We start from the raw sequence: 26,764 nt of genomic DNA, 5'->3' as shown, positions 1-26,764 counted from the left end.
AGCTCAGCCCAGGTCGCGCAGCCGGTTCGCGCCGGCCATCCGGCGCCGGCTGAGGACCGCGTACAGGGCGACGAAGGCGAGCACGCCGGCGCCCATCCCGATCAGCGTCCACCGCAGGCCGATGAGGTCGGCGAGCAGGCCCAGCGGGAGTGCGGCGATGCCGAACGCGCTGAAGCTGAGCATGATCAGCCCCTGCACCCGCCCGTGGTACTCCATGTCCGACAGGGCGATGAGCTGCGACTGGTTGGTGGTCTGGAAGCCGAGCATCGACGCGCCGACGGCGAGGAGCACGACCACTGCGACGTAGGCGTTGGGCGCGATCGCCAGCGCGCAGATGGCGAGGCCGAAGACGGCGCCGGACCCCACCAGGACCCGGGTCTGCCGCACCCACGAGGTGCGCCGGCCCAGCAGCAGGCCCGCCGCGACCCCGCCGACCGCGGACGTCGCTGCCAGCACGCCGTAGCCGACCGAGCCGAGGCCGAACAGGTCGCTGGAGATGGTCGGCATGAACGCCAGGTACGGCAGCCCCATCATGGCGACGCCGATGCCGCACCACACCAGGGCGCTGAGCTCGGGGTGCCGCCGGACGTAGCGCACCCCGTCGGCGAGCTCCCCGAGCGGGGAGCGTCCGGAGGCATCCCCCCGCCGCCGCCCGGCGGGGAGGGCGGTGGTGAGGAGAACCCCGACGGCCGCCAGCGCCGCGCTGAACAGGAAGATCGCCTCGATGCCCCAGGTGAACGCCCCGATGACCACGCCGGCCAGCGCTGGGCCGACCACCCGGTTCACCTCGGCGTTGACCAGGAGCAGCGAGACCGCCTGCGGCACCGACCCACGGGGCACCAGCTCGGTCAGAAACGCCATCCGGGCCGGGTTGAACAGCGCGAAGCCCACGGCCTGCAGCACGCCCGCGCCGAGCAGCATCCAGTAGGCGATGACGTCGAGGACGACGGCCAGCCCGATCCAGGCGCTCGACACCGCCAGCAGGAGCACCGAGATCTGCAGCACCAGTCGTTTGGGCAGCCGGTCGGCCGCCACGCCACCCCACGGCGTGGCCACCAGCAGCGCCACGCCGAACGCCAGCAGGACCCCGCCCAGGGCGGCGTTCGACCCGGTCAGCTCGAAGGCCAGCCAGCTGCGGGCGATCGCCTGCGCCATGACGCCCAGGAAGACCGCCGCGGCGTTGAGGTAGAGGACGAGGAAGCCGCCGATCCGCAGGATCGCCATCGCGCCGAGCACCGACGGGGGTTCCGGCGCCTCCGGGGGGACGGTCCCGCCGGGGACCGGGACCGCCGGTACCGGCACCTCGGCTCCCTGAGCCGGGCCGGACGCCGGTGGTGACGATCCCCGCCCGTCGCGCTGTGCGTCGACGTCCCGGATGGCTTCCCCGCTCATGGCTCCCCTCGCCCGGCGCCCGCACGGGGTACCCGACCGTCCAGCACCACCTCCCGCACGGACGGGGGCACACCCGACCCTGCCACACCGGGCGCAGGAAGCCACGGTGGTCGGACCGCAACGGAAGGCCGCCGCGCCGGTACCGGGCCCGATGCCCGCGGTCACCGCGGCACCCTCGGGTCGGGCGTGGACAGGCGTACCTGCGCGGTCAGCCGTCCGGGCTGCGCGCCTCCTCCTCGGCCGGCGTCCGCCGCCCGAACCAGAGGATGCCGACCCCCAGCGACACCACCAGCAGCACGGCCATGACGACCAGCAGCGGCACCGCCCCGAACTGCGCGATCAGCGGCAGCGACGCCGCGGTGACCAGGCCGCCGCCGAAGAAGGGTTCGAAGGCCAACTGCTTGTACCCGAAGGCCTCCATGGCCGGCGTGGCCGCGTTGGGGTCGGCGACCCGGATCAGGATCAGCCCGGTGGCCGTGACGCCCAGGGACTGCCCCAGGTCGCCGATCCCCCGCTCGAACCAGAACCGCGGGATCATCCGCCGCGCCAGGAAGACGAACACGCCGACGTTCCAGGACAGGCCGGCGACCGCCAGCACCAGGAACGTCACCCAGTTGTCCGCGATCGCCTGGATGGAGAGCGTGGCCAGGGCACTGATGATCAGCAGGTCGAGCGCGATCCCCTGGATGCGCAGCATCATCTGCCGGTCGACGATGCCGGTGCGGTCGAAGCGGTCGACCACCTTCTGCACCGCGACGCCGCCGATCATCGCCAGCGGGAACAGCGGCACGAACTCGAAGAGCTCGACGGTGTCGGCCCAGAGCGCGGCCTCCAGCGCCTGCAGCCCCTCGAGCAGCGCCAGCCCGACCAGGATCGCCACGGCGACGATCGCGAAGTGGATGGCCAGCGGCTCCACCGAGGCGGTGCGCACCGTCAGCATCGCGGCCGGCCTCTGCTCCTCCCGCTCGTAGAGCCCGCGCTGCTCGGCCAGCGACGTCTTCGCGTCGTCCTCGAGCACCTGGGCGCGGCCCGTGCGCACCCCCCAGTTGATCAGGGCGATGCCGACGACGACGCCGGAGACGACGCCCACCGTGGCCAGGCCCAGCGCCAGGTCCTGACCCTCCGGGAAGCCCAGGTCGGCGAACGTGCTGCCCAGCCCCGCGGCCGTGCCGTGACCGCCCTCGAACCCCACCTCGATCAGCGCGCCGACCATCGGGTCCTGGCCGAGGAAGGGCACGAGCAGCAGCACGGCGAGCAGCAGCCCGATCACGTACTGGCCGGACGCCATGGTCACGCCCAGGGCCAGCTGGGGGCCGGCCAGCTCGGCGGCCTCCTTGACCCTGGGGATCCGCTCGCCGAGGAAGAGCGTCGCGAACACCACCGAGATGAGCAGGCCGGGGAGCGAGGCCCAGACGTCGAGGAACTCGGCCGGCCACAGGCCCCCGGTCAGCGGTGCGTCCTCCCCGCCGATCGCCTCGGCCACCGAGCCGATCACCTCGGGGCCGATGACCAGGGCCAGGAAGCCGCCGATGATGGAGCTGGGCAGGAACAGCTTCTGCGCGATCCGTGAGCGGATCCGGATGAGCTTGGCGACCAGGAGCAGGACGCCCAGCACCAACAGGCTGAGTCCGATGACGTTGGCGGACACGGCGCCTCCCTCGGATGGGGCCGGATCGGGGCCGGTCGCGCAGGGTGGTCCCCGACGAGTTGGTCCACCCTGTCGGCTCCGGGACCGGACGACAACCCGGCGCCGGGCCGCCCGGTGCTCTCGACGTTCACCTGGTCTCCTGTCGACGGGGACCTCGGACGTCTCCGCCCGCCGACACCGTGCCGGATGCGGGCCGAGCCCGTCGGGCGGCGCCCGGGAACCGGCGGGCCGGCCGGGGGCGTTGTCGAGGAGCCGGCCCACGCCCTGGACCCCACCGCCGTCGACCTCACCGCCCCGACGAGGAGCACCATGACCACCCCGCTGCCCACCGGTCCCGCCGGCGCCCTGGACGTGCAGGCCGACGACGACGAGCTGTCGTGGCTGCTCTCGCTCGACCCCACGGTGGTCGCCGTCCTCGGCGGCGTCCTGCTCACCCTGCTGGTGGTCGCCGCGCTCGTCGGGTGGCTGGCCCTCCGCCGGGTCCGCCGCAGCCCGCTGGTGGCCCGGAGCCGGGAGCTCGCCGCGCGCGGCCGCGAACTGGGCGTGCAGGGCGCCACCGCCGTCGCGGCCCGCCGGCTGCCGCCGGGCGACCGGCGCTCCTGCGCAGAGCTCCAGTTCGAGGTCGCCCGCGCCCGGGACCGGCTGCGTCGCCACGTGGCCGGCGCGCAGGCCGCCGGCGCGCACCTCGGCGACGTGCCGGACCTGGTGCCCGCGCTGGAGGCCGAGGGCATCCGGCTCGAGCAGCGGCTGCGGCAGCGGGCACTGGTCCCCGACCCGACCGACGGGACCGACCTGGCGGCGGAGGCACGCGCCCACCTCGACACGATCGCCGACGTCTGCGACGCGGTGCTGCAGGCCGAGCGGGCGGCGTCCGCGGTGAGCCGGCCGACCACCGACGTCGCCGACGCGGTCAGCGCGCTGCGTGCGCACACCGCCGCCTACCGGGAGCTGACCGCCCAGCCGGCGGCTCCCCCGCTCCCCCCGCCCCGTTCGCCGGTGCCCCCGGTCCCGGAGGCACCGCGCGGCTGACCCCGGCAGCCGGCGCTCGGGCTGAGCGCACGCAGCCCGCGTGCGCTCAACCCGAGCGCGTGATGCCGGCCGCCACCCGTTGCAGCACGCCCAGCAGCCAGTGGTGGCCCGGGTCGAGCTGCCGACTGGGGTGGGACCACGCGGTCTCGACCACCGGGGGCAGCGCGACCGGGAGCTCGACCCGCCGCAGGCCCTGCGACGCGAGGTCGCCGGCGATCAGCTCGTGGGCCAGGACCAGGAGGTCGGTGCCGGCGACCAGACGGTGCAGCAGCGTCAGGTTCTGCACCTTCACCGCGCTGCGCCGGTCGATGCCCAGGGCGGCCAGGGCGGCGTCCACCGGTGAGTTCATCGGAGGGTCGCGGAAGGAGACGACCCAGCGCGCGTCGCTGATCTCCTGCGGGCTGAGGTGCTCCCCCACCGAGGTGTTGGCCACTGAGGTGACGCAGATCCAGTGATCCCGGTACAGCTCGACGGAGTTCAGCGTCGGTGCGGTGAACAGGCCCCGGGGCGCGATCATCACGTCGATGTCGCGCGCCGCGGTCAGCGGGTCGACGGCGAACCGGGGGTCGAGCGGCTGGAAGTCCAGGCGCACGTGCGGCGCCTCGGACATGACCTCGCGGACGATCCCCGGCCCGAGCAGCGTCTGCACCGAGTCGGAGCACTGGACCACCCACTGCCGCTCCGACGTCCCCGGGTCGAAGTCAGGCCGTGCGTTGAGCAGCAGCTCCAGCCGCTGGATGGTGTCGCTGACCTGGCTGCGCAGGGCGTGGGCCAGCGGCGTGAGCTCGTAGGTCGACCCGGTCCGCTCCAGCAGCGGGTCGTCGAAGTGCCGGCGCAACCGGGCCAGCGCCGCACTGGTGCCCGGCTGGCTCAGGCCCACCCGCTCGCCGGCCCGGGTCACGTTGCGCTCCTCGAGCAGCGCGTGCAGGACGATCACCAGGTTCACGTCCAGGCTGGGCAGCTCCATGCACTCTCCTCGGGCGATCGTCGCTGACCGGTGCCGCGGGAGCGTAGAGGCACCCCCGCACGCCGGTGACCCGCCTGCTCGCGAGGTCCCCCGTCCGGGCGGGTCAGCCTCCGGACGTGACCTGCGTCATCCGCGGCGCTGATGGCCGGCCATATCCAAGCGGCGTTTCCGCTGTGTGACCCCCGTCGCAGATGCTGGGCGCGCCCTACGGACGAGCTGGTCCGGCCGGGGCGTCCACCGTCGGACACACGTGAGGGGCCCAGTCAGATGCACAGCCAAGCCGGCGTCCCGGAGATCGACCACGCAGGGGCGTGGGCGCTGGCCCGGCTGCGGGACGACACCGGGCGGAACTTCCCCGCGCTCGTCGCCCGGGACCGCGTCCTGGACCTGTCCGGCCGCGCGGAGCTGGGCCCCGCCACCAGCACCCGGCCGCTGCTCGACCGCTGGGACGAGGTCCTGCCGCGGTTGCACGAGCTGGCGCTGACCACCGAGGGCTGGGCGCCGCTGACCGGGTCGACGGTGCTGAGCCCGGTCGAGCCCCGCCAGGTGTTCCAGGCCGGCGCCAACTACCGCACCCACGTCCTGGACCTGGTGGTCGCCCACCACGACGGCGCGGACGGCCGCACCCCGGAGCAGGTGCGCACGGACGCCGCGGCGCACATGGACGAGCGCCTGGCGCTCCCGCCGTTCGTGTTCCAGGGGCTGCCCAGCGCGATCTGCGGAGCCCACGACGACGTGGAGCTCCCCCGGGACGGGGAGCAGCCCGACTGGGAGCTGGAGCTGGCCGCCGTCATCGGCCGGCGCGCCCGGCGGGTGCCGGTCGAGGACGCGCTGGACGTCGTCGCCGGCTGGACGATCGTCAACGACGTGACCCTGCGGGACAAGCTGTTCCGCAAGGACTCGGCGGCGCTCGGCGCCGACTGGCTGGCCGCCAAGAACTCCCCGACGTTCCTGCCGACCGGGCCGGTGCTGGTGCCGCGGCAGTCGCTGCCCGACCCGGGCGACCTGCGCATCACGCTGCGCCTGAACGGCGACGTCATGCAGGACGAGTCGACGAAGGACATGGTCCACGACGTCGCCCGGCTCGTGTCCTGGTGCTCCGAGGTGGCGACCCTGCTGCCCGGTGACCTCGTCCTCACCGGCAGCCCCGCCGGCAACGGCCTGGCCCACGGCCGGCTGCTGCGCGCCGGCGACGTCATGGACTCCACCATCACCGGCCTCGGCGCGCAGTCCAACCGCTGCGTCGACGAGGCCTGACCACGCCCCGCTCCCGCACACCCCGACCGCACCCGAGAGAGGACAGCCGTGTCCGACCGGCTCATCACCCACCTGAGGCACGTCGACATCGCCGTGCCCGACTACGACCGGCAGCGCGCGTTCTACACCGACCTGTGGGGCCTGACCCCGGTCGCCGAGGACGGCGACCTGGTGTACCTGGCCGCCGAGGGCTCCCCCGAGCAGTACGTCGTCCGGCTGCGCAAGGACGCCGGCAAGCGGCTGGACCTGATCGCCTACGGCGCGGCCTCCCGCGCCGACGTCGACGCCATGGCCGCCCGGCTCGGGTCGGCTGGCGTGCAGCTGGTCAGCGAGCCCGACGCCGTGCAGACCCTCGGCGGCGGCTACGGCTTCCGGTTCTTCGACTGCGACGGCCGTACGGTCGAGATCTCCACCGAGGTGGAGAACCGCCGGCACCGCCGGATCGAGGAACGCGAGGCGATCCCGGTCCGCCTGTCGCACGTCGTCGTCAACTCCCCCGACACCGCGCGCACCGAGGCGTTCTACGCCGAGCACCTGGGCTTCGCCGTCTCCGACAAGCTCACCCACCCGTTCGTCGGCGACCTGATGACCTTCATGCGCTGCAACCCGCAGCACCACAGCTTCGCCGTGGCGAAGGCGCCGCACGCCTCGCTGCACCACATCTCCTTCGAGATGCGCGGCCTCGACGAGTACATGCGCGGCACCGGCCGGCTGCTGCGGGCCGGCACCCGGATGATCTGGGGTCCCGGGCGGCACCTGGCCGGCGACAACACGTTCAGCTACTTCATCGACCCGCACGGCAACACGATGGAGTACACGACCGAGCTCGAGCAGCTCGACGAGGACAGCTGGCACCCGAGCCTCTACGACGTCACCGACCTCGAGGTGCAGGACCAGTGGGGCACCGCCAACCCGTTCGACGAACTGGTCGGCAAGGAGAGCTTCAACGACCCCGACCGCGGCGTCTTCGTCGCGCCGCCGGTCTGAGCGGGGAGCGACGCAGATGAGCGCAGTGCAAAAGGTCCTGGTCATCGGCGGCGGGGCGGCCGGCCTGGCGGCCGCCACCCTGCTGGCCGACGCCGGCGTGCAGGTCGACCTGGTGGAGGTCAAGCCGGAGGTGTCCGCGCTGGGGTCGGGCATCACCCTGCAGGCCAACGCCCTGCGGGTGCTGCGGGAGGTGGGCATCCTCGACCAGTGCCTGGTCGAGGGCGCCGACTCGACGCAGCTGCGGCTGCGGGCACCCGACCCCGAGGCGACCGTGCTGGCGACCATGGGCGGGCCGCCGGAGGGGGCGCCGGCCGCGCCGTCCGACGGCCTGCCCAACGCCATCGGCATGTACCGGCCGGCCCTGGCGGCGCTGCTCGCCGACCGTGCCACCGACGCGGGGGTGACCTTCCGCTTCGCCACCACCGTGGTGGAGCTGGTGCAAGACGAGCACGGCGTGGACGTCGTCCTCAGCGATGGGACCGCCCACCGGTACGACCTGGTGGTCGCCGCGGACGGCGTGCGGTCGCCCACCCGCGCGCTGCTCGGCGTCGAGCTGGAGACGCGCTCGCTGGGCATGGGGATCTGGCGGGTGTTCGCGCCGCGACCGGCCGACGTGCCGACCGGCGAGCTCTACTACGGCGGCCGCTGCTACATCGCCGGCTACACCCCGACGTCGTCGGACATGCTCTACGCCTTCCTGGTCGAGGACGCGCAGGACCGCTCCACGGTCACCCCGGAAGAGAAGGTCGAGATCGTCCGCGAGCTGGCCGCGCACTACGGCGGGCCCTGGCGGGAGATCCGGGAGTCGGTGAAGGACCCCGACGCGATCCACTACACGCTGTTCGAGCAGCACCTGCTGCCCGCGCCGTGGAACCGCGGCCGCGTGGTGCTGATCGGCGACGCCGCGCACACCTGCCCGCCGACGTTCGCGCAGGGCGCGGCGATGGCGTTGGAGGACGCGCTGGTGCTCAGCGAGCTGCTCCTGGCGGCGCCGGTGGTCGACGAGGAGCTGTGGGCCCGGTTCCACGAGCGCCGGCTGGCGCGCGTGCAGACCGTGGTCGAGGGGTCGGTGACGTTGGCCCGCTGGCAGCTGGAGGGCGTGCGCGGCGACGTGCCCGGCCTCATGGGGCGGGTGCAGGCAGTGACCGCCCAGCCCGCCTGACCCACCAGCCGCCACCGCACCCCAGGAGAAGTCAGTGACGACGTCCCCACCCGCACCCACCATCGACGTGCACGCGCACGTCGCCCTCCCCGCGGCCGACGCCCTGCTCGACGGGCAGCCCGGCCTGGCCGACCAGCGGCGCACCGACGCCGCGACGCTGGGACCGGCGTCCCAGCAGTACAACATCGGCCAGCTGGCCGAGCTGATGCCCCGGCTGACCGGCCTGGACCTGCGGCTGGCCGCCATGGACGCCGCCCGGGTCGACCTGCAGGTCGTCAGCCCCATGCCGGCGCCGGCGCACTGGGCCGACCGCGAGCTGGCCGACCGGTTCGTCACCACGACGAACGAGGGGGTCCGGGCATACTGCGACCAGGCCCCCGACCGCCTGCTGCCGATCGGCACGGTCTCGCTGCACGAACCGGACCTCGCGGTCGAGCAGCTGCGCACCGCCGTGCGTGACCTGGACCTGCGGGGGGTGCAGATCTCCACCTCCGCCGGCCCAGGCCGGGAGCTGGACCACCCCTCGCTGGCGGAGTTCTGGGCCGCCGCCGAGGAGCTGGGCGCCGCGGTGCTGATCCACCCCTGGGGGTGCACGCTCGGCGAGCGACTGGACGCCTACTACCTGTTCAACACCGTCGGCAACCCCACGGAGACGGCGCTGGCGCTGTCCCGGATCGTCTTCTCCGGCCTGCTGGAACGCCACCCGCAGCTGCGGATCTGGTCCGCGCACGGCGGTGGTTACCTGGGCAGCTACGCCGTCCGGGCCGACCACGCCTGGCGGGCCCGCGGCGATGCCCGGACCACCTCGGTGCCGCCGAGCGAGCTGCTGCGCCGCACCTGGGTCGACTCCCTGGTCTACGACACCGAGCAGCTACGGCACCTGGTCGCGGTGATGGGCGCCGGTCAGGTGACCCTGGGCAGCGACTTCCCCTTCGACATGGGGGTCGAGGACCCGGTCGACCGGCTCGAGGCCGCCGGCCTGGACGCAGCCACATCCGCGGCCGTGCGCGGCGGCAACGCCGTGCGGCTGCTGGGGCTCGACGTCCGTGCACCGCAGGAGGCGACCCGATGAGGATCGCGCGGCACGCGACGGGCGGGCAGCCGCGGCTGGCCGTCGTCGACGGCGAGGAGCTGGTCGGCCTGGCCGCCGGGGTCGAGCTGGCCGAGCTGATCGGCACCACCGGCCGGCTGGCCGAGGCCGCCGACGCCGCGCTGCGGTCCCGGGCGGACGTCGTCGGGCTGCCGGGGACCGAGCTGCTCGCGCCGCTCGCGCCGCCGACCTTCCGCGACTTCTCCACCTTCTACGAGCACGCCAGCGGGATCTCCCGCAACGGCAACCCGGAGGGCGGGGTGGCCCCGGAGTTCTTCGAGATCCCCACCTTCTACTTCTCCAACCCCTACGCGATCACCGGCCCGTACGCCGACGTGCCGGTGCCGCCGGGCTGCGAGCTGTTCGACTTCGAGCTCGAGGTGGGTGCGGTCATCGGCGCGGCCGGCCGGGACATCCCCGTCGAGGACGCCGCCGAGCACATCGCCGGGTTCGTGGTGCTCAACGACTTCTCCGCCCGCGACGTGCAGTTCCACGAGATGCGCATGCGGCTGGGGCCGGCCAAGGGCAAGGACGGCAGCACCACTCTCGGGCAGTTCTTCGTCACCCCCGACGAGCTGGCGCCGCACCGGTCGGGGCCCTCCTACGACCTGCGCATGGAGGTGCGGGTCAACGACGAGCTCATCGGCCGGGACACCCTGGCCAACATGTCCTGGACCTTCGAGGCCCTGGTCGCCTACGCCTCGCGGGGCGCCGACGTCCGGCCGGGCGACCTGCTCGGCTCGGGCACCTGCCAGAACGGGTGCCTGGCCGAGCTGTGGGGACGGCACGGCCGCGACCACCTGCCACCGCTGCGCCCCGGCGACGTCGTCACGACCTCCGTCGAGGGCCTGGGCGGCACCCGCAACCGGATCGTCCCCGGCGCGAGCCGGCACCCGATCGAGCCCTGGAGGACGACGTGAGCACCCACCACGCGATCGACCGGCTGGCCCTCGGGCCCGGCCGCGCCGAGGAGGTCGCCGACGGCGTCTTCGCCTTCGTCCAGCCCGACGGCAGCTGGATGATCAACAACGCCGGGTTCCTCGTCGGCCGCGACGGGGTGAGCGTGATCGACGCCGCCTCGACCGAGCGGCGCACCCGTGACCTGCTGGCGGCGATCGCGCAGCGCAGCCCCGCGCCGGTGCGGACGCTGGTCAACACGCACAGCCATCCCGACCACACCGCCGGCAACTCGCTGTTCACCGGGGCCACGATCGTCGCCCACGAGGACGCCCGCCGGGAGGTGCTGGCGCTCGGGCAGGTCGGCAACGGCCCGATCTGGTCGCCGGTCGACTACGGCGACCTGTCGCTGGCGCCGCCGTTCCTGACCTTCCGTGACCGGGTCACCCTGTGGTCGGACGACCTGGAGTGCCAGGTCGTGCACAGCGGCGGGCCGGCGCACACCACCAACGACGTCGTGGTGTGGATCCCGGACCGCTCGGTGCTCTTCGCCGGCGACCTGCTGTTCAACGGGGGCACGCCGTTCCTGCTCTCCGGGTCGGTCCTGGGCGCCATCGACGTCCTGGAGCGCTTCGTCCGGCCGCTGGGGGCGCGCACGATCGTCCCCGGCCACGGCGCGGTCACCGGGCCCGAGGTGATCGACGACGTGCTGGCCTACCTGCGCTTCGTGGAGAGCCTGGCCCGGGAGGGGCTGGCGGCGGGTGTCACGCCGCTGGAGCTGGCCCGGGCCACCGACCTGGGCCGCTTCGCCGAGCTCAGCGACCCCGAGCGCATCGTGGGCAACCTGCACCGCGCCTACGCCGACCTCTCCGGTGGTCCCGGGGACCGGGGCCGGCCGCTGGACGTGATGGCCGCGCTGCAGGACATGGTCGCCTTCAACGGCGGCCGGCCGCTCACCTGCCTCGCCTGACCCGACCGGCCTGACCCCGCGCAGCCCGGCCGCGCCCTGCGAGCCGCAGCCACCCACCCGGCGTGGCTGCCGGCTCCCTGCGGGCTGCCCGCGGCCCGGCGGGTCATCCGCCGCGCTGATGGCCGGCCATATCCGAACGGCGTTTCCGGACGCCGCCCCACGGTCCCCATGCTGAGCCCCGGTGTAGCCCGGGTCACACCCCGGAACCGCCGCCCCTACCGAATGGAGGTCGCAGGTGCCCACGATGTCGTCCGCACCCGTCCACCGCAGCCCCGCGCCCGCCACGCCGGCGACCGAGCCGACGCTGGCACTGGTCTCGGTGTCCAAGCACTTCGGCCCGGCCCGGGTGCTCGACGACGTGAGCCTCACGCTGCACCCCGGCGAGGTGCACGGCCTGGTCGGCCAGAACGGCTCGGGCAAGTCGACGCTGATCAAGGTGCTCTCCGGGCTGCACCGGGCCGACGCCGGCTCCGTCGTCAGCGGCGGGGAGAGCCACCCGCTGCCACTGAGCGTGGCGCAGCTCGACGCCCTCGGCGTCGCCTTCGTGCACCAGGACCTGGGGTTGGTCGAGAGCCAGACCGTGCTGGACAACGTCCGGGTGGGCCGCTACCGGCGGGGCCGGTTCTCCCGGCGGGTGCGCCGCGACCTGGAGGCGCGGGCCGTCACCGCATCGCTGTCCCGGCTGCGCTCCGACATCGACCCGCACGCGCTGGTGTCCACGCTGCCGCCCGCCGACCGGGCCCTGGTGGCCATCGCCCGCGCGCTGCAGAACAGCGGCGACGGCGGTGTGCTGGTGTTCGACGAGGCCACCCAGTCCCTGCCCCGTGAGGTGCTCATCGGCTTCTACGCGACGGTCCGGGAGCTCGCGGCCGCCGGGTGCGCCGTCCTGCTGGTCAGCCACCAGCTCGACGAGGTCGTCGCCCTCACCGACCGGGTCACGGTGCTCAAGGACGGGCGGGTCGCGGCGGCCGGGATCCCGACCGCGCAGACCAGCCGCCGGGAGATCACCCGGCTGATGCTCGGCGCCGACGCCGACACGCAGGCCCTGCACGACACCGTCCCCACCCGCCCCGGTGCCCCGGTGCTGGAGCTGCGCAGCGTGACGTCGCCGACCCTGCACGGGCTGGACCTGATCGTGCACGCCGGCGAGGTCGTGGGGGTGACCGGCACGACCGGGGCCGGGCACGACGAGCTGCCCTACGTGCTGGCGGGGGTCAGCCCCGGCCGGGGAGCCGTCCGGGTGGGCGACGAGCAGGTCGACCTGGCCGGCGCCGGCCCCCGGGCGCTGCTCGACGCGGGGATGGCCCTGGTCCCGCAGGGCCGGGCGCAGCAGGGCCTCGCCGTGACGATGAGCGCGCAGGACAACCTGTGCCTGCCCCGGGTGCGGGCCCGCAGCGGGCCCTGGCGGGTGACCACCGACTGGCAGCGCGACGAGTTCGCCTGGGTGGTCGAGCGGCTGGGCATCACGCCGCCGCAGGGCGACCTCCCGGTCGCTGCGCTGAGCGGGGGCAACCAGCAGAAGCTGCTGCTCGGCAAGTGGCTGGTCGCCGGACCCAGCGTGCTGGTGCTGCACGAGCCCACGCAGGCCGTCGACGTCGGCGCCCGCCGGGACATCCTGCGCAGCATCCGCGAGGCCGCCGCCGCCGGCGCGGCGGTCCTCGTCTCCTCCATCGACAACGAGGACCTCACCACCGTCTGCGACCGCGTCCTCGTTCTGGACGGCGGGGCGGTGACCGGCGAGCTACGGGCACCGCTGACCGCCGACCAGGTCCTCGACGCCGTCTTCCGCGCCGAGTCCCCGAGTCCCGCGACGCCGACAGCCACGACCTCGACCTCGACCTCGACCTCCTCGATCATCACCGAAGGGCAGTCCGCATGAGCACGTCCGTCTCCGCAGCCGACCGTTCCGGCACCGACCGCCCCGGCGACGTGGCCACCGCGCTCCCCGGCTCGGCCCCCGGTGCCCCGGCCCCGGCCGGCCGGCCGGCACGGGCGGGGCGCCGGCTGTCCGGCGGTGACCTCCTCCGGCGCTGGGCCGTGGTGCTGCTGTGGGCCGCCATGGCCGCGGTATTCGCGCTGGTCAACCCCGACCTGTTCCTCCGTGAGGGCACGTTCAACATCATCTTCGGCGCGAACGGCCAGCTGGTCTTCCTCTGCATGGCCGTGCTCGCCCCGTTCTGCGTCGGGGAGTTCGACTTCTCCGTCGCCGGCGTGATGGGCATGACCGGCGTGACGGTGACCGTGATGTACGCCCAGCAGGGCTGGAGCCTGCCCGCCGCGGTGGCCTTCGCGCTGCTCCTGGGCGCCCTCGCCGGTGCGCTCAACGGCGTCATCGTCGTCGTCCTCGGCGTCGACCCGATCATCACCACGCTCGGCGTGGCCACCGCCCTGCAGGGCGTGGCGCTGTGGATCTCCGGCATGAGCACGGTCACCGGGCTCCCGGTGTCCTTCGGCGAGATCGTCACCAACCGGTTCCTGGGCATGCCGCTGTTCTTCTGGTACGGCGTGGCCCTCACCCTGGCCTTTGCCTACGTCCTGCACGTCACCCCGCTGGGCCGGCACATGGCCTTCGTCGGCGCCAACCGCGAGGTCGCCCGGCTGGCCGGCATCCGGGTCAACCGGATGCGGTTCGGGGCCTTCACCTTCTCCGGCACGGTCGCCGGGCTCGCCGGGGTGCTGCTGGCCGCCAACATCGGCGGCTTCGACCCGACCAGCTCCGGCATCCAGCTGCTCCCGGCGCTGGCCGCCACCTTCCTCGGCACGGCGATCCTCTTCCCCGGTCGGTTCAACCCGCTGGGCACCTGGATCGCGGTGTTCTTCCTGGCCACCGGGATCGTCGGGCTGCAGCTGCTCGGCCTCACCGGCTGGATCAGCGACGTGTTCTTCGGCGGCTCGCTCGTCGTCGCGGTGACCGTGTCGACGCTGCTGCGCCGACGCCGGTCCCGGTTCTGACGCTCCTCCCCACCTCCGTCCGCACCTCCTCCGAAAGGGACGTCCATGTCGACACCTCCTCGCCACAACGCCGTGGTCCGAGGCATCACCGCCCTAGCCTGCGCCGGGACGCTGCTGCTGGCGGCCGCCTGCTCGTCGTCGGACGAGTCGGCCGCCGCGCCGGCCGGTAACGACCCGGGCCGCGATGCCACCGCGGACGTGAACAGCGACGCCCTCGCGACGGTGGAGGCCAACCTCGCCGTCCCGGAGCCGTTCACCGCCCCAGGGCCCGCACTCGAGGGCGTCGACCAGGTGGCCGGCAAGAAGCTGCTCTACATCCCCATCTCCCTGCAGATCCCGGCGTTCCAGTCGGTCTTCGCGGCGGTGCAGGAGGCCACCGGCGAGGTCGGCATGGAGGCCAGCGCCTGCGACGGCAAGTTCAACCCGGCCGGCGTGGCGGCCTGCATCAACCAGGCCCTCGCCCAGGAGGTCGACGTCGTCGTGCTCGAGCAGGTCCCGATCGGTCTCGCCGCGCAGGGTGTCGCGCAGCTCCAGGAGGCCGGCATCTCGATCCTGGTCAGCGGGCAGGAAGCCGCTCCCGGGACCGCGGAGCTGGCCTACCTCGCCACCGGTGGGGACCAGATCATCACCGACATGGCCGACTGGGTGACCGTCGACTCCGGTGGCGAGGCCGACGTGCTCGTCGTCGCGCAGGTGGACAGCCCGCAGCAGCGGGCCTACATCGACGAGGGGCTCCTCCCCCGGTTCGAGGAGGTGTGCCCCGCCTGCACCACGACGGTGATCACCACGACGGCGTCCCAGCTGTCGCAGCTCGGCACCCAGGTCAGCACCGCCCTGCTGCAGGACCCCGACATCGACTACGTCGTCTCGGAGTTCGATGCCAACGTCAGCTACGTCCTGCAGGGCCTGCAGAACGCGCCCACCGGCGGTGACGTGAAGGTGGTGAGCGCCATCGGGGACATCGCGTCGCTGGAGCGGGTCGCCTCCGGGCAGCAGGCCTACGACGCCCTCGGCAGCGACCGCTGGGCGGGCTGGGCGGTCACCGACCAGGTGCTGCGGATGCTCACCGGCGCCGAGCCGCTGGAGAGCTCCACCGGCCCAAGCCGGGCGTTCGACTCCTCGAACATCGACTCGGTGGAGGTGAGCCAGGCGAGCTTCGACGACGAGTCGCTGTGGGGCGGGGACACCTACAGCGACGTGTACCGGCAGCTGTGGGGCCTCTCCTGATCTTCCACCCCCTGCCGGTCGCCCGCGTGGAGCGACTGGGGCCGGATGCGGCAGCCGTCACCTTCGAGGTGGCGGCTGCCGTCCGGGACCGGTTCACCTTCTCGGCCGGCCAGTGGGTCGCCGTGCGGACGAGGCTCGGTGGACAGGAGCTGCGCCGGGCCTACTCGGTGTGCGCGCCAGCCGGCGGGCCCCTCCGCATCGGGGTGCGGGAGCGCCCGGGCGGCGGGCGGGTCTCCTCCTGGCTGGTGCGCCGGGTGGCCGCGGGTGACCTGGTCGAGGTCAGCGAACCCGCCGGTGCCTTCGGCGCGGGAGCCCCGTCCGGCGAGGCGCTCCTCGTGGCCGCCGGGGCGGGCATCACGCCGGTCCTGTCGATCATCGCGACCCGCCTGCGCGACCCGCGGGCCAGGACCCGGCTGGTGCAGGTCGACCGCGGCCCGTCGAGCCGGATGTTCGGCGAGGAGGTCGACCGGCTGGCCGAGTCGAACCCCGGGCGCCTCTCCGTCACCAGGATCTGGACCCGGACGCCGGGCGCCACCCGCCCGTCGTCCGACGACTGGCGACGGCTGCTCGCGGCCGAGGGTCCGCTGTCCCGGATGACGGGGGTGTGGTTGTGCGGGCCCGAAGCGTTGGTCGGCACGCTGCGCCCGATCCTTGCCTCGCTCGGGGTGCCGCACCGGCGGGTGCACACCGAGCTGTTCGACGTCGCGCCGACCGCGGTGGCGCCCGTCGGCGGGACGAGCACGGTGCAGGTGCTGACCGGCGGCGCGGCGGTCAGCACGACCGTCCCGCGGTCCACCTGGCTGCTGGACGCGGCGCGCGGCACCGGCGCCGACGTGCCGTTCTCCTGCCTGGGCGGCATGTGCGGGATCTGCCGAGCGCGCGTCGTGGACGGCGAGGTCGAGATGGTGACCAACCACCACCTCAGCGCCACCGACGTGGCGGCCGGTGCCGTGCTCACCTGCCGGACCCGCCCGGTGAGCCGGTCGGTCACCGTGGACCTCGACGCGTGAGGCCCCGCCGTGGCTGTGGTCCGGCAGCCGGGCACCTCCGCTGGACCTGGTGGCACGACCAGTGGGTGCGCCACCTCGTGGCGTCGCTGGAGCGACGCCTGGAGAGGGAGGCGTGCGCGCACGATGGCCGCACCTCGTGCCCGGTCTGCCGGTTCGTCACCGGTTCGGCTTCCTCCCCGCCCCGCCGGCACCGGTCGACGGTGCCGGCTCCGGCTCCGGCTGACCCACCGGACACCGCGCTACGGTTCGACCAGGTGGCCGTTCGGAGGCCCCGGACGGAGGGTCGGGCCCGGTGACGGAGAGCTGGAATCCGTCTACGTCCCCGAGGTCTGCCGGTTCGTGCAGGAGCAGCTGGGCGCCGACCAGGTCCTCTCGCGGGGCTGGGAGCTGCGCCGCTCGGTCGCCCCGGCCGAGCACGGCGCGCAGCCGCCGGCCAGCGGGGTGCACGTCGACTACGCCCCCGACCACGTCCCGGGCATGGTCACCCGGGCCCATGCACGGCACTTCCCCGACGGTCCCGGGTTCCGGCGGGCGGTCGTCACCAGCACCTGGCGGGTGTTCAGCCCGCCACCCCAGGACTGGCCACTGGCGCTCTGCGACGTCCGCTCGGTCTCCGCGGACGACGGCGCGCCGGTCAGCACGTACTTCGTCGACGAGCTGCCCGACGACCCGTTCGGCCGGGTCGACCACCTGAAGCCGGTGGGCAGCAGCTGGAAGACCCGCCAGGACCCCGCGCAGGCGTGGTGGTACTTCCCCGGGATGACCCGGGACGAGGTGCTGCTGATCAAGCTGGGCGACACCGACCACGGCGTCGCCTGGGCGGCACCCCACTCCGCGTTCGCGGACCCCACCGTCCAGGGGGCCGCGCCCAGGCACAGCATCGAGCTCCGCACCTTCGCCTACTTCCGCTGAGCCCGGGGGCCGGCGGGGGTCACCCCGCCACGGCGGGCGAGGGAGCCGGCCGCAGGTGTGCACCCTGCCGAAGCAGCTCGCGCTGCACCAGGCCGACGTCGACCGCTGCGGCGGTCGTGCCCGATGCGACGGCCAGGCCGGCGGCGACGCCGGCGGCCTGCCCGGTCATCCAGCACTGCGGGATCTCCCGCATGAACGCCTGCGTGGCCGGGTCGCTCGCGACGTGGCGGCCGGCGGCGAGGACGTTGTCCAGGTCCCGGGCGACGAGCGCGCCGTAGGGCACCGAGATGTTGGCGTACTTCTGCGACGGCGACGGGGAGACGCCGACCTCGTCCGGGTGCACGACGCCGTCCATCCACTCCGCCCGGCTCATCCGGTGCAGCCCGACCAGCCGGCGGGTGTGCCGGATGCCGAGCTGCGGCGCGGACAGCATCAGCCAGGCGCGCTCGAAGCCCGGCGCGTGCGCCCGGAAGAACTCCAGGTGGGCCAGCATCCGCCGTCTCGACTCGAGCTCGACCGCGGTGAGGTCGGCGACCGCCAACCCGCTGTAGCCGGACAGCCGGGGCCCGAGGAACACCGCCACGTCGTCCCGCCAGCCGACGAAGGGACGCTCGACGTAGCCCAGCGTCTCGCGCGCCGAGGCCATCAGCGCGGTGTGCCCGCGGGGGTCGGTCCGGCGGAACTCGAGCCAGCGGCCGAAGTCGACGCCCGCCCACAGCCAGCTGGTGTTCAGGCAGTGCGCGACGGGGCTCTCGTCGCGGTCGACGTCGGACTCGAACGGCACCCCGGCGCCGGCGCAGACGTCCAGGTCGCCGGTGGCGTCGATGACGACCTTCGCGGTGATCGCGCGCCGGCCCTCCTTGCTCTCGAACAGCACGCCCCGGACGGTCCGGCCCTCGCGGATCGTCCCGACCACCCACGAGTGCAGCACCAGCGTGACGCCCTCGGTGTGCACCAGCTCGGCCGAGACCGCCTTCAGCCACTCGGGGTCGATCATCGGGGACCAGGTCACCGTCTGGCGGGCCGCGCCGAGCCGTTCCTGCCAGTGCGCCACGTGTTCCGGGTCGGTCGAGCCCCACAGCTCCCGCGGCGCCCCGGCGACCGCGTCGGCGGGGAGCCGGTCGAGGATCTCGGCGGCGAACCCGGAGATCACCGGGAAGCCCGTCCAGTCGGTCATCCGATCGATCCAGATCACCAGCCCACCGGTGGAGAGCCCGCCGAGGTGGTTGTACCGCTCGACCAGGGTGACCCGGGCCCCGGCCCGGCGAGCGGCGATCGCGGCGGAGCAGCCCGCGGGTCCGCCGCCGACGACGAGGACGTCGGTCTCGGCGTACACCGGGGTGTCCCGGGCCGACTCGTGCACCGTGCCCAGCCCCGCCTCGGCCGCTGGTTCCTCCGGGCGCAGCGCGCCGTCGGTCGAATAGCCCTCCGGCCGGCCGGGGTGGTACTCGCCCGCGTCGCCGTGCTCGTCCTGCGCACTGTCGACCGTCATGCGTCCTCGCCTCGTCGCTGAGCCACGGACCGCCCACCCTGGCCGACCCGAGCACCGGGCACCAGCCTTCTTCCGTCTCGTCCACGGGCCCGGTTCCGAGGGCCCCCGGCGACGGGCTCCCCGCCCGACCAGCCCGCCGGTGGGCCGGGAGGCGACACTGGGACCTCCGGACGACCACCCCCGGCCCGCCGCGGGAACGGCAGGAAGCGTGCGGGCCGAGGGACGAGCGGGCAGGAGACGTGGAGCGGATGAGCAAGCGCCTGGAGGAGCTGGCCTGGAGCACCACGCCGATCGGTGAGCTCAGCCTCCGGCGGCGGTGGGACCCGGTGACCGCGGCCGACGTGTTCGAGGTGAAGCTGGGCGACGAGTTCCTGATGTCCTCGCTGTTCACGGTCGCCGAGGTCGAGGTCGCCCGGCAGGCCCTGGCGCGGCTGGACGGCGACCGGCTCGAGGTGGCGGTCGGGGGGCTCGGGCTCGGCTACACCGCGGAGGCGGTGCTGGCCGATCCGCGCGTCCAGGACCTCGTGGTGGTCGATCTGCTGGAACCGGTGATCGACTGGCACCGGCAGGGGCTGCTGCCGGTCGGGCGCGTCGTCGCCGATGACCCCCGGTGCCGGTTGGTGCAGGGCGACTTCTTCGCGATGGTCGCCGGTGGCGGCCTGGACCCGGCCGCCCCCGGGCGGACCTTCGACGCCGTCGTCGTGGACATCGACCACTCCCCCGGGCACCTGCTCGACGAGGGCAACGCGCCCTTCTACCGCCCCGCCGGCACGGCGCGGCTCGCCGCGCTCCTGCGGCCCGGTGGCGTCTTCTCGCTGTGGTCGAACGACCCACCCGACGAGGCGTACCTGGCGGCGCTGTCCACGGTCTTCTCCGACGTCGACGCGCAGGTGATCAGCTTCCCCAACCCGCTGCAGGAACGGCCGGCCACCAACACGGTCTACCTGGCCACCGCCCGCGGCTGAACCCCGGCGGCGGCGCCGCGCTCGCACCGCCCCGCTGGTGCCCGTCCTCGGGTGAGGGCGGGAACGCGCGGCTCAGATGAACGGCACCACCACGGCCACGGTGAACACCCCCAGGCCCAGCGCGAGGTACCGGTAGTTGCGGTACCACGGCTTGTCCCGGAGCTCGGCGGACTCCTCCCGCCACGTGCTCCGGTCGAAGACCACCCCGGCGATCTCCTCGGCCGGCCGCGGCTCGGTGACCAGCGAGATGCCGACCAGGCTGACAACGCTGAGCAGGAACATGATCCCGGTCGCGTAGAGGAACTGGACGCCGTGCAGGTCGAAGATCTCCCCGGTCACGAAGCCGACCAGCCCGAGCGGGATGACGACCACGAAGGTCCAGAAGGCCGCCCGCGAGGTGGCGCGCTTCCAGAAGATCCCGCCGAGCAGCACCGCGACCAGCGGCATGGTCACGTAGCCGAGGAACGACTGGAAGTACTGGACGAGCGTGTCGAACGACAGGATCACCGGCGCCCACGCCACGGCGATGACCATCAGGATCCCGACCAGGATGCGGCTCATCCGGAGCAGCTGCTTCTCGCTGTACTCCTTGTCTCGGGTCTTGACGAAGTCGTTGATGACCAGGCTGGCGGCCCCGTTGAGCACCGAGTCCAGCGTGGACATCAGGGCGGCGAGCAACGCGGCGACGACGAGGCCGCGCAGGCCGATGGGGATGTACTCGAAGATCAGCGACGGCCAGGCGAGGTCGGGGTTCTCCAGGTCCGGGAAGACGTCCCGGGCGAGGATGCCGGGGAAGATCAGCAGCACCAGCAGCGGCAGCTGCATGAACCCGGCGAACAGGGCACCCCAGCGACCGTGGTCGAGGTTCTTCGCCGCGAGCACCCGCTGGACGACGACGTGGTTGGCGACCCAGACGTAGAAGCCCAGCCAGATCGCGCCGGTGAAGATGCCCGGCCAGGGCAGGAAGTCATCGTCGGGCGGTGGGGCGATGGTGAAGCCGTCCTCCGGCGCGAGCTCGGGGATCGCCGACCACCGGTAGTCGAACTCCCCGAAGACCAGCACGAAGATGACGCCGGCCGCCACGAAGAGCAGCACGCCCTGGATGGTGTCGGTGATCATCACCGCCCGGAGCCCACCCAGGATGACGTACACGCCACCGAGCAGGGCGATCGCGATGACGTGGACCATCAGCGGCACGTCGGGGAACAGCAGGTTGAGCACGAGCGCGCCGGCGAACATGCCGCCGGCGGAGTCGATGAGCATCCCGGTGAGCACCGTGAAGCCCGAGAAGGCGTACCGCGAGCGCCGGTCGTACCGCTTCTCCAGGAACTCGGGAACGGTGCTGATCTTGGACTGCAGGTAGATCGGCAGGATGAGCACGGCGAACACCAGCAGCACCAACGTGGCCATCCACTCGAAGTTCCACACCGCGATGCCGCTGTCGTAACCGGCGCCGGCCAGCCCGAGGAACTGGGTGCCGGAGAAGTTGGTGACGATCAGGGAGAAGCCGACCAGCGGCCACACCATGCCGCGTCCGGCGAGGAAGAAATCGTCGGAGTCCCCGGTCCGGCGGGCCACCCAGAACCCGATCGCGAGGATCATGACCACGTAGGCGCCGATCACCACGAGGTCGACGGTCGCCAGCTGGAACTCGGGCACGCCAGTTCCTCCTCACGCTCCGTTGCGCGCCCTCACGGTGGCGCAGCCGCCGCCACCTCGCGACTCGGAACGCCCCGTTCCGCTCCGCACCGGAACAGGTTCGGCTGTTGAGCGGACAGCCCCGATCGACACCGTCCCACGGGCCGACGCCGGGGCCTAGCGCTCCGCGCCCAGCTGCGGGGCCAGCGAGCCACCTGCCCCGGGGTGATCCGGCACGTCGTGCACCACGCCGGCGCTCCCGCCGCCCCGCCGCTCGGACTCCGCGGCCGCGAGCAGCAGCCCGCCGGGCAGGAACTCGATCCCGGTCGCCGCGCCGATCTCCGGGGTCTCGGTGAACGTGTGCCCGAGCGCCAGCAGGTGCTCCCCGTGGGCCGCGAGGAACGCCGGTTCGGCCACGACCGACTCCGTGTTGCGCTGGGTGGCGCGGGGGGCGGCGATCGCCTCGGCGAGGTCCATGTTCCGGTCGATCCGGTTGACCAGCGTCTGCAGCACCGTGGTGATGATCGTGCTGCCACCCGGCGAGCCCAGGGCCAGCACCGGCTGCCCGTCGTGCAGCACGATCGTCGGCGCCATGCTGCTGCGCGGGCGCTTGCCGGGCGCTGGCAGGTTCGGCTCGGGCACGGTCGGGTCGGCGGCGGCGAAGGTGAAGTCGGTGAGCTCGTTGTTCAGCAGGAAGCCCCGGCCGGGCACGGTGATCCCGCTGCCGCCGGTCTGCTCGATGGTCAGCGTGTAGCTGGCGATGTTGCCGGCCGCGTCACCGACGGTCAGGTGCGTGGTGCTCGGCCCCTCCTCCCCGCTCGCACCGGCGGCGGTGTCCTCGGCGGGGCACGGTCCGTACTCGCCGTCGGGGGCGCCGGCTGGGACGGGCTTGGTCGACGCCCGCCCAGGGTCGACGGCGCAGGCCCGCTCGGCGGCGAAGCCCGGGTCCAGCAGCCCGGCCAGCGGCACCTGGTTGTAGGCGGGGTCGCCGACGTAGGCGTTCCGGTCGGCGAAGGCCAGCGCGCTGGCCTCCAGGTAGGTGTGCAGCACCGGGGCGTCGGGCAGGGAGCCGAGCCGGAACAGGTCCAGGACGTTGAGCGCCTCCCCCACCGTCGACCCGCCGCTGGAGGGCGGCGCCATGCCGTACACCTCCAGGCCGCGGTAGTCGGTCCGGGTCGGCTCGCGCCGTGGGGCGTCGTACCGCGCCAGGTCCTCCTCGGCGAGCAGCCCGGCCCGCACCTCGGCGGCGCCGTCCGCCTCCGGCGGGTCCTGCGCGGTGCGCACGACCTCTCCTGCCAGCTCGCCGGTGTAGAACGCGTCCACGCCCTCGGTGGCCAGCAGCTCGTAGGTGCCCGCCAGCCCGGGGTTGCGGAACACCGAGCCGACCTCCGGGGGCGCACCGCCGGGGAGGAAGAGCTCGGCGGAGGCGGCGAACCGGGCGAACTTCTCCTGGTTCTCCGCGGTCTGCTGCCGGAAGGTCTCGTCGACGACGAAGCCCTCCCGGGCCAGCCTGGTGCCACCCGCCAGCGCCTCGCCCAGCGAGAGCGTGCCGAACTGCTCCAGCGCGCGAGCCCAGGTCAGCGGCGTACCGGGGGTCCCGACCGACAGCCCGCTCTGCACCGCCTCCGCGAAGGGCAGCGGCGCCCCCTCCTCATCGAGGAAGGCGCCGGCCCCCATCGCGAGCGGCGCGGTCTCCCGGCCGTCGATCGTGGAGACCGTGCGGCTGGCGGCGTCGTAGTAGACGAAGAACCCGCCGCCGCCGACCCCGGCCGAGTACGGCTCGGTCACCCCGAGTGCGGCTGCCGCGGCGACCGCGGCGTCGGCTGCGTTGCCGCCGTCGGCCAGCACCTCCAGGCCGACGCGGGTCGCGTCCGGGTCCACGGTGGCGACGGCGCCGCCGGTGCCGACCGCCAGCGGCTGCCGGTCCGGCACCGGGTCAGCAGCCGCCGGCCCGAGGGGGCCGCCGAGGACCAGCCCGGCGGTGAGCCCGGTGAGGGCCAGGAGGGTGGGCCGTCGTCGTGGCATGGGAGCTCCTCGGGTCGCCAGCGGGTGACCCCACTGGACACCCGCGGCCCGACCCGGGCAACCACGGAGGGGCGCGCCTCGGCGTGTCCGCGGCGACCCGCCACGAACCGAGCCCGCGGTTGCCTCGACCGTCGCCGGCCGGGCCGGGTCAGGCGCGCACGTGCGGCGTCCGGCGGCGGGCGAAGAAGCGTTCGACCCGGCGCCACCGGTTCGGCGTCTTCTCCGGGTCCAGCACCTGGGTCTCGGCGAGCGACCGGTCGGCCGGACCGAGCTCGGGTGGCTCGAAGGGCACCAGCGACCGGCCGGTCGGCCGGCGCAGCCGTTCGACGCCGCGCACCAGCGAGCCGGTGTCGGCGATCGCGGCCGCCACCTCGTCCGGGTGGCACCCCAGGTGCTCAGCGAGCAGCCGGTCCCGGAAACCGGTGATGGTGGCGGCCACCTCCTCGGCTCCCGGCTCACCCGCCACCGCCTCGATCGCCAGGTCGCACTCGGTGTCCAGCCCCATCGACCGGTTGTTCAGGTTGCTGGACCCCAGGCGCAACAACCGGTCGTCGACGACGGTCACCTTGGCGTGCACGTAGATGTCCTGGCGCTGCTCGGTGACCGGCGTGTAGAGCCGGAACCGGTCGTGCACGTCGGCGTCGTCCAGCAGCTGCAGGGCCCGGGCCCGCGCGGTCCCCATCGCCTTCTCCGAGAGCCAGCCATCGGCCACCCGGGGGTTGACCACCACGAACTCCGGGCCGTCGGGCTCCCGCAGCCGCGCCGCGATCGCCTCGGCGATCCGCAGGTTGGCGAAGTACTGGCTCTCCACGTAGACCGTCCGGCGTGCCGCGGCGATCGTCGCCAGCCACAGCAGCTCGATCTCGTGCACCAGCTCGGTGCCGCCGTGCTCCGGCCGGGTGCGGGAGACCGCGACGTCGACGTCGGTGAACAGCGGCTCGATCTCGGCGGGCCAGCAGTCCCGCTCCTCGGCCAGCGGCTCGAGCCGCTCCCCGGTACCGCTCCGCCACCGCTCGCGGGCGAGCTCGGCGACCGCCCGCGCGGCGGGCCCGGTCATCATGCTGGTCGCGTCGTGCCACGGCCCGGTCGGCCGGCCGTCGCCGCGACCGGGGGCCGGACGACGCCGGTGCGGGTTGACGTCCGCGTGGTCGGAGGTGTCCCAGCGGTCGGCGGTGACGTCGATGCCGCCGGCGAACGCCAGGCAGTCGTCGATCACCACGATCTTCTGGTGGTGCGCGCCCCCGACCGGGTGGTGGGTGTCGACGGCGAGGGTGAGCCGGTCGGGCGCGCGCCGGTCGAGGAGGACGATCGGCTGCAGCCCGCGGCCGAGCGCGCGCAGCATGCCCAGGTCCCACTGCAGGACCTTGATCTCCAGGTCGGGGTTGGCGCGCACCGCCCCCTCGAGGACGTCCCCGAGCCGGTCCTCCTCGGGCCGGCCGCCGTCGACCGGGTCGAGCCGGATGCGCGGGTCGAAGTCCCAGCCGATGAACAGGACCCGCCGCTCCGCGCGCAGCACCGCGTGCTTCAGGGTGGCGAAGTAGCCGGCCGCGTCGACGAAGACCGCGAACCGGGTGGCCCGGTCGATCCGCCAGCAGGTCTCGCCGGGGATCAGCATCGGGGCGCCCTGCTCCGTCGCGCCGTCGCCGTGCACCGCGGACTGCCCGGGACCGGTGCCGGGCTCGGTCGTGCTCTGGCCGGGGTCCGTCACCCCCGCAGTGTGCCCGCCGACGCGGCCGTCCCGATCACGGGACCGGATCGGCGCGTCGGACGCGCCCTCCGGCGGCCGGCTCGGGCGGGACTCACTCCGGGCGAGGGGAACTCCAGGGCCGGTGGTCGTCGGACGCCATCGCCCCCCCGCCAGCCCGCAGCGGGCGGGCGTGATCGAGGTGACGGAATGGCCGCGCCGGCGACCGACGCTGCGCGTGGCATGACCGTCAGCAAGAGCGCAGTGACCGCCGTTCCCCTGCACCCCCTCCTCGCCGAGCGGTGGAGCCCCCGCGGGCTGGACGCCGGCCACGAGCTCGGCGACGACCAGCTGGCCGCACTGCTGGAGGCCGCCCGCTGGGCGCCGAGCGCGAGCAACACCCAGCCGTGGCGGTTCGCGGTGACCCGCCGGGGCACCGCCGGTTTCGCGGCCGTGCGCGACGCCCTGGCCCCGGGCAACCAGCTGTGGGCGCACGCGGCGTCCGTGCTGGTCGTCGTGGCGGCCGAGACCGTCGGGACGGACGGCCGCCCCCGCCCGTGGGCGGCCTACGACACCGGCCAGGCGGTCGCGCACCTGAACGTGCAGGCCCAGCACGAGGGCCTCGTGGTCCACCAGCTCGGCGGCTTCGACCGCGACCGGGTCGCCGCGCTGCTCCAGCTGCCGGGCACCGTCGAGCCGCTCGTCGTCCTCACCGTCGGCCGCCGCGACGACGCGGCCGAACTGCCCGAGGCGCTCGCGGCCCGGGAGCGTGCCCCGCGGGAGCGGCTGCCGGTCGAGTCCTTGCTGCTGCCGCTCCCCGCGGAGCTGGCCGACGACATGGCCGACGACATGGCCTGAGGCCAGGAGCACCGGGGCATGGCGGCCGCCGGCCCGGGTTCCTCCGCGCGCGCCCGCCTCACCTCGACGCGCCGGTCCTCCAAGCGGACCGTTGCCTCCCGCTCCGGCGCCCCCGCGCCACCACCGTGGTGTACGAGGGCGGCGCACCCCGTCGGTGACACCCGGCCCCGGCCCCCGCTCGGCGTGCGCAGGCGGGTGACGGCTCATCGGGCCGGGTGCGGCTGCCCGACGTCGACGAGCCCCAAGAAGTCGAAACAGTAGGCCGCGTCTGCGGTCAGGAACAGGCCCACGAGGAAGACCACCGTCAGGACCAGGCCGCGACCGCCGTTGCGCAGCCGCTCGGCGTTGCGCTCGGTCCACTCCCGGAAGCGTGGCCCCCGGTGGCACCAGCACCGCGATGGCCAGCGGCGGCAGGACGACCACGACCCCGTACAGGACGAGCACCGGCACCCACGCGGACGCGGGCAGGCCGCTGCTCGAGATGAGGCCCACGGCCGCGAGGTAGGGCAGGGCCGTGGTCAGCTCGACCAGGGTGATCGCGACGCCCAGCAGGAACAGCCTCGCCGCCGAACGGTCGAGGGACCGCTCCTGGCCTCGCCTTG

21 protein-coding genes are annotated in these 26,764 nt (G+C 74.0%); 14 read left to right on the top strand and 7 right to left on the bottom strand.

Going from position 1 to position 26,764, the window contains the following annotated elements; translation table 11 throughout:
- Positions 1-3: 3 nt before the first annotated feature.
- Positions 4-1,302, bottom strand: a complete 1,299-nt coding sequence (locus ACI783_RS00865) for an MFS transporter (RefSeq protein ID WP_457138684.1) — start codon at positions 1,300-1,302, stop codon at positions 4-6.
- Between the two features lie 298 nt (positions 1,303-1,600).
- Positions 1,601-3,040: a sodium/glutamate symporter gene (locus tag ACI783_RS00860; protein ID WP_457138683.1), complete on the bottom strand. Its 1,440-nt coding sequence runs from the start codon at positions 3,038-3,040 to the stop codon at positions 1,601-1,603.
- 309 nt (positions 3,041-3,349) lie between these two features.
- Here ACI783_RS00860 and ACI783_RS00855 point away from each other — a divergent pair, with 309 nt between their 5' ends.
- Complete coding sequence (locus ACI783_RS00855) at positions 3,350-4,069, top strand: hypothetical protein (protein ID WP_457138682.1); 720 nt, start codon at positions 3,350-3,352, stop codon at positions 4,067-4,069.
- A 46-nt stretch (positions 4,070-4,115) separates the two neighbouring features.
- Here the strand turns inward: ACI783_RS00855 and ACI783_RS00850 are convergent, their stop codons facing one another.
- Positions 4,116-5,036, bottom strand: a complete 921-nt coding sequence (locus ACI783_RS00850; protein WP_457138681.1) for a LysR family transcriptional regulator — start codon at positions 5,034-5,036, stop codon at positions 4,116-4,118.
- A 267-nt stretch (positions 5,037-5,303) separates the two neighbouring features.
- Between ACI783_RS00850 and ACI783_RS00845 the strand changes: the two genes are divergently transcribed.
- The 11 genes from ACI783_RS00845 to ACI783_RS00795 all read left to right on the top strand — a co-directional run bounded on the left by ACI783_RS00845 (position 5,304) and on the right by ACI783_RS00795 (position 17,500).
- Positions 5,304-6,293: a fumarylacetoacetate hydrolase family protein gene (locus ACI783_RS00845; protein ID WP_457138680.1), complete on the top strand. Its 990-nt coding sequence runs from the start codon at positions 5,304-5,306 to the stop codon at positions 6,291-6,293.
- 48 nt (positions 6,294-6,341) lie between these two features.
- Complete coding sequence (locus ACI783_RS00840; protein ID WP_457138679.1) at positions 6,342-7,280, top strand: VOC family protein; 939 nt, start codon at positions 6,342-6,344, stop codon at positions 7,278-7,280.
- A 16-nt stretch (positions 7,281-7,296) separates the two neighbouring features.
- Positions 7,297-8,442, top strand: a complete 1,146-nt coding sequence (locus tag ACI783_RS00835) for an FAD-dependent monooxygenase (protein WP_457138678.1) — start codon at positions 7,297-7,299, stop codon at positions 8,440-8,442.
- A gap of 34 nt (positions 8,443-8,476) precedes the next feature.
- Complete coding sequence (locus ACI783_RS00830; protein WP_457138677.1) at positions 8,477-9,514, top strand: amidohydrolase family protein; 1,038 nt, start codon at positions 8,477-8,479, stop codon at positions 9,512-9,514.
- Entirely contained in the window at positions 9,511-10,452 is a 942-nt protein-coding gene (locus ACI783_RS00825) for a fumarylacetoacetate hydrolase family protein (protein ID WP_457138676.1), read from the top strand. The genes ACI783_RS00830 and ACI783_RS00825 overlap by 4 nt, the downstream gene beginning before the upstream one ends.
- On the top strand, positions 10,449-11,399 hold the full coding sequence (locus ACI783_RS00820; protein ID WP_457138675.1) for an MBL fold metallo-hydrolase: 951 nt from the start codon (positions 10,449-10,451) through the stop codon (positions 11,397-11,399). The genes ACI783_RS00825 and ACI783_RS00820 overlap by 4 nt, the downstream gene beginning before the upstream one ends.
- Positions 11,400-11,643: 244 nt before the next feature.
- On the top strand, positions 11,644-13,278 hold the full coding sequence (locus ACI783_RS00815) for a sugar ABC transporter ATP-binding protein (protein ID WP_457138674.1): 1,635 nt from the start codon (positions 11,644-11,646) through the stop codon (positions 13,276-13,278).
- Positions 13,275-14,351, top strand: coding sequence for an ABC transporter permease (locus ACI783_RS00810; RefSeq protein ID WP_457138673.1), 1,077 nt, complete (start codon positions 13,275-13,277; stop codon positions 14,349-14,351). The genes ACI783_RS00815 and ACI783_RS00810 overlap by 4 nt, the downstream gene beginning before the upstream one ends.
- Positions 14,352-14,396: 45 nt before the next feature.
- A complete protein-coding gene (locus ACI783_RS00805) occupies positions 14,397-15,578 on the top strand; it encodes a sugar ABC transporter substrate-binding protein (protein WP_457138672.1) in 1,182 nt (393 codons plus the stop codon).
- Positions 15,563-16,588: a 2Fe-2S iron-sulfur cluster-binding protein gene (locus ACI783_RS00800; protein WP_457138671.1), complete on the top strand. Its 1,026-nt coding sequence runs from the start codon at positions 15,563-15,565 to the stop codon at positions 16,586-16,588. Before ACI783_RS00805 ends, ACI783_RS00800 begins: the two co-directional genes overlap by 16 nt.
- 123 nt (positions 16,589-16,711) lie before the next feature.
- A complete protein-coding gene (locus ACI783_RS00795) occupies positions 16,712-17,500 on the top strand; it encodes a CmcJ/NvfI family oxidoreductase (RefSeq protein WP_457138670.1) in 789 nt (262 codons plus the stop codon).
- 19 nt (positions 17,501-17,519) lie between these two features.
- Here the strand turns inward: ACI783_RS00795 and ACI783_RS00790 are convergent, their stop codons facing one another.
- Positions 17,520-18,992 carry an FAD-dependent oxidoreductase gene (locus ACI783_RS00790; protein WP_457138669.1) on the bottom strand — a complete coding sequence of 491 codons (1,473 nt, stop codon included), beginning with the start codon at positions 18,990-18,992 and terminating at the stop codon, positions 17,520-17,522.
- A 248-nt stretch (positions 18,993-19,240) separates the two neighbouring features.
- Here ACI783_RS00790 and ACI783_RS00785 point away from each other — a divergent pair, with 248 nt between their 5' ends.
- Entirely contained in the window at positions 19,241-19,957 is a 717-nt protein-coding gene (locus ACI783_RS00785) for a spermidine synthase (RefSeq protein WP_457138668.1), read from the top strand.
- A gap of 72 nt (positions 19,958-20,029) precedes the next feature.
- On the opposite strand, the gene ACI783_RS00780 is transcribed toward ACI783_RS00785, so the two are convergent.
- The 3 genes from ACI783_RS00780 to ACI783_RS00770 all read right to left on the bottom strand — a co-directional run bounded on the left by ACI783_RS00780 (position 20,030) and on the right by ACI783_RS00770 (position 25,328).
- Positions 20,030-21,616 carry a sodium:solute symporter family transporter gene (locus tag ACI783_RS00780; RefSeq protein ID WP_457138667.1) on the bottom strand — a complete coding sequence of 529 codons (1,587 nt, stop codon included), beginning with the start codon at positions 21,614-21,616 and terminating at the stop codon, positions 20,030-20,032.
- A 156-nt stretch (positions 21,617-21,772) separates the two neighbouring features.
- Entirely contained in the window at positions 21,773-23,620 is a 1,848-nt protein-coding gene (ggt, locus tag ACI783_RS00775; RefSeq protein ID WP_457138666.1) for a gamma-glutamyltransferase, read from the bottom strand.
- Between the two features lie 148 nt (positions 23,621-23,768).
- On the bottom strand, positions 23,769-25,328 hold the full coding sequence (locus ACI783_RS00770) for a phospholipase D-like domain-containing protein (protein ID WP_457138665.1): 1,560 nt from the start codon (positions 25,326-25,328) through the stop codon (positions 23,769-23,771).
- Positions 25,329-25,547: 219 nt separating this feature from the next.
- Here ACI783_RS00770 and ACI783_RS00765 point away from each other — a divergent pair, with 219 nt between their 5' ends.
- Positions 25,548-26,162 carry a nitroreductase family protein gene (locus tag ACI783_RS00765; protein WP_457138664.1) on the top strand — a complete coding sequence of 205 codons (615 nt, stop codon included), beginning with the start codon at positions 25,548-25,550 and terminating at the stop codon, positions 26,160-26,162.
- Positions 26,163-26,764: the final 602 nt, after the last annotated feature.

Source organism: Modestobacter sp. SYSU DS0511 (assembly GCF_054050755.1).
This window is presented reverse-complemented; position numbering and strand designations above follow the sequence as displayed.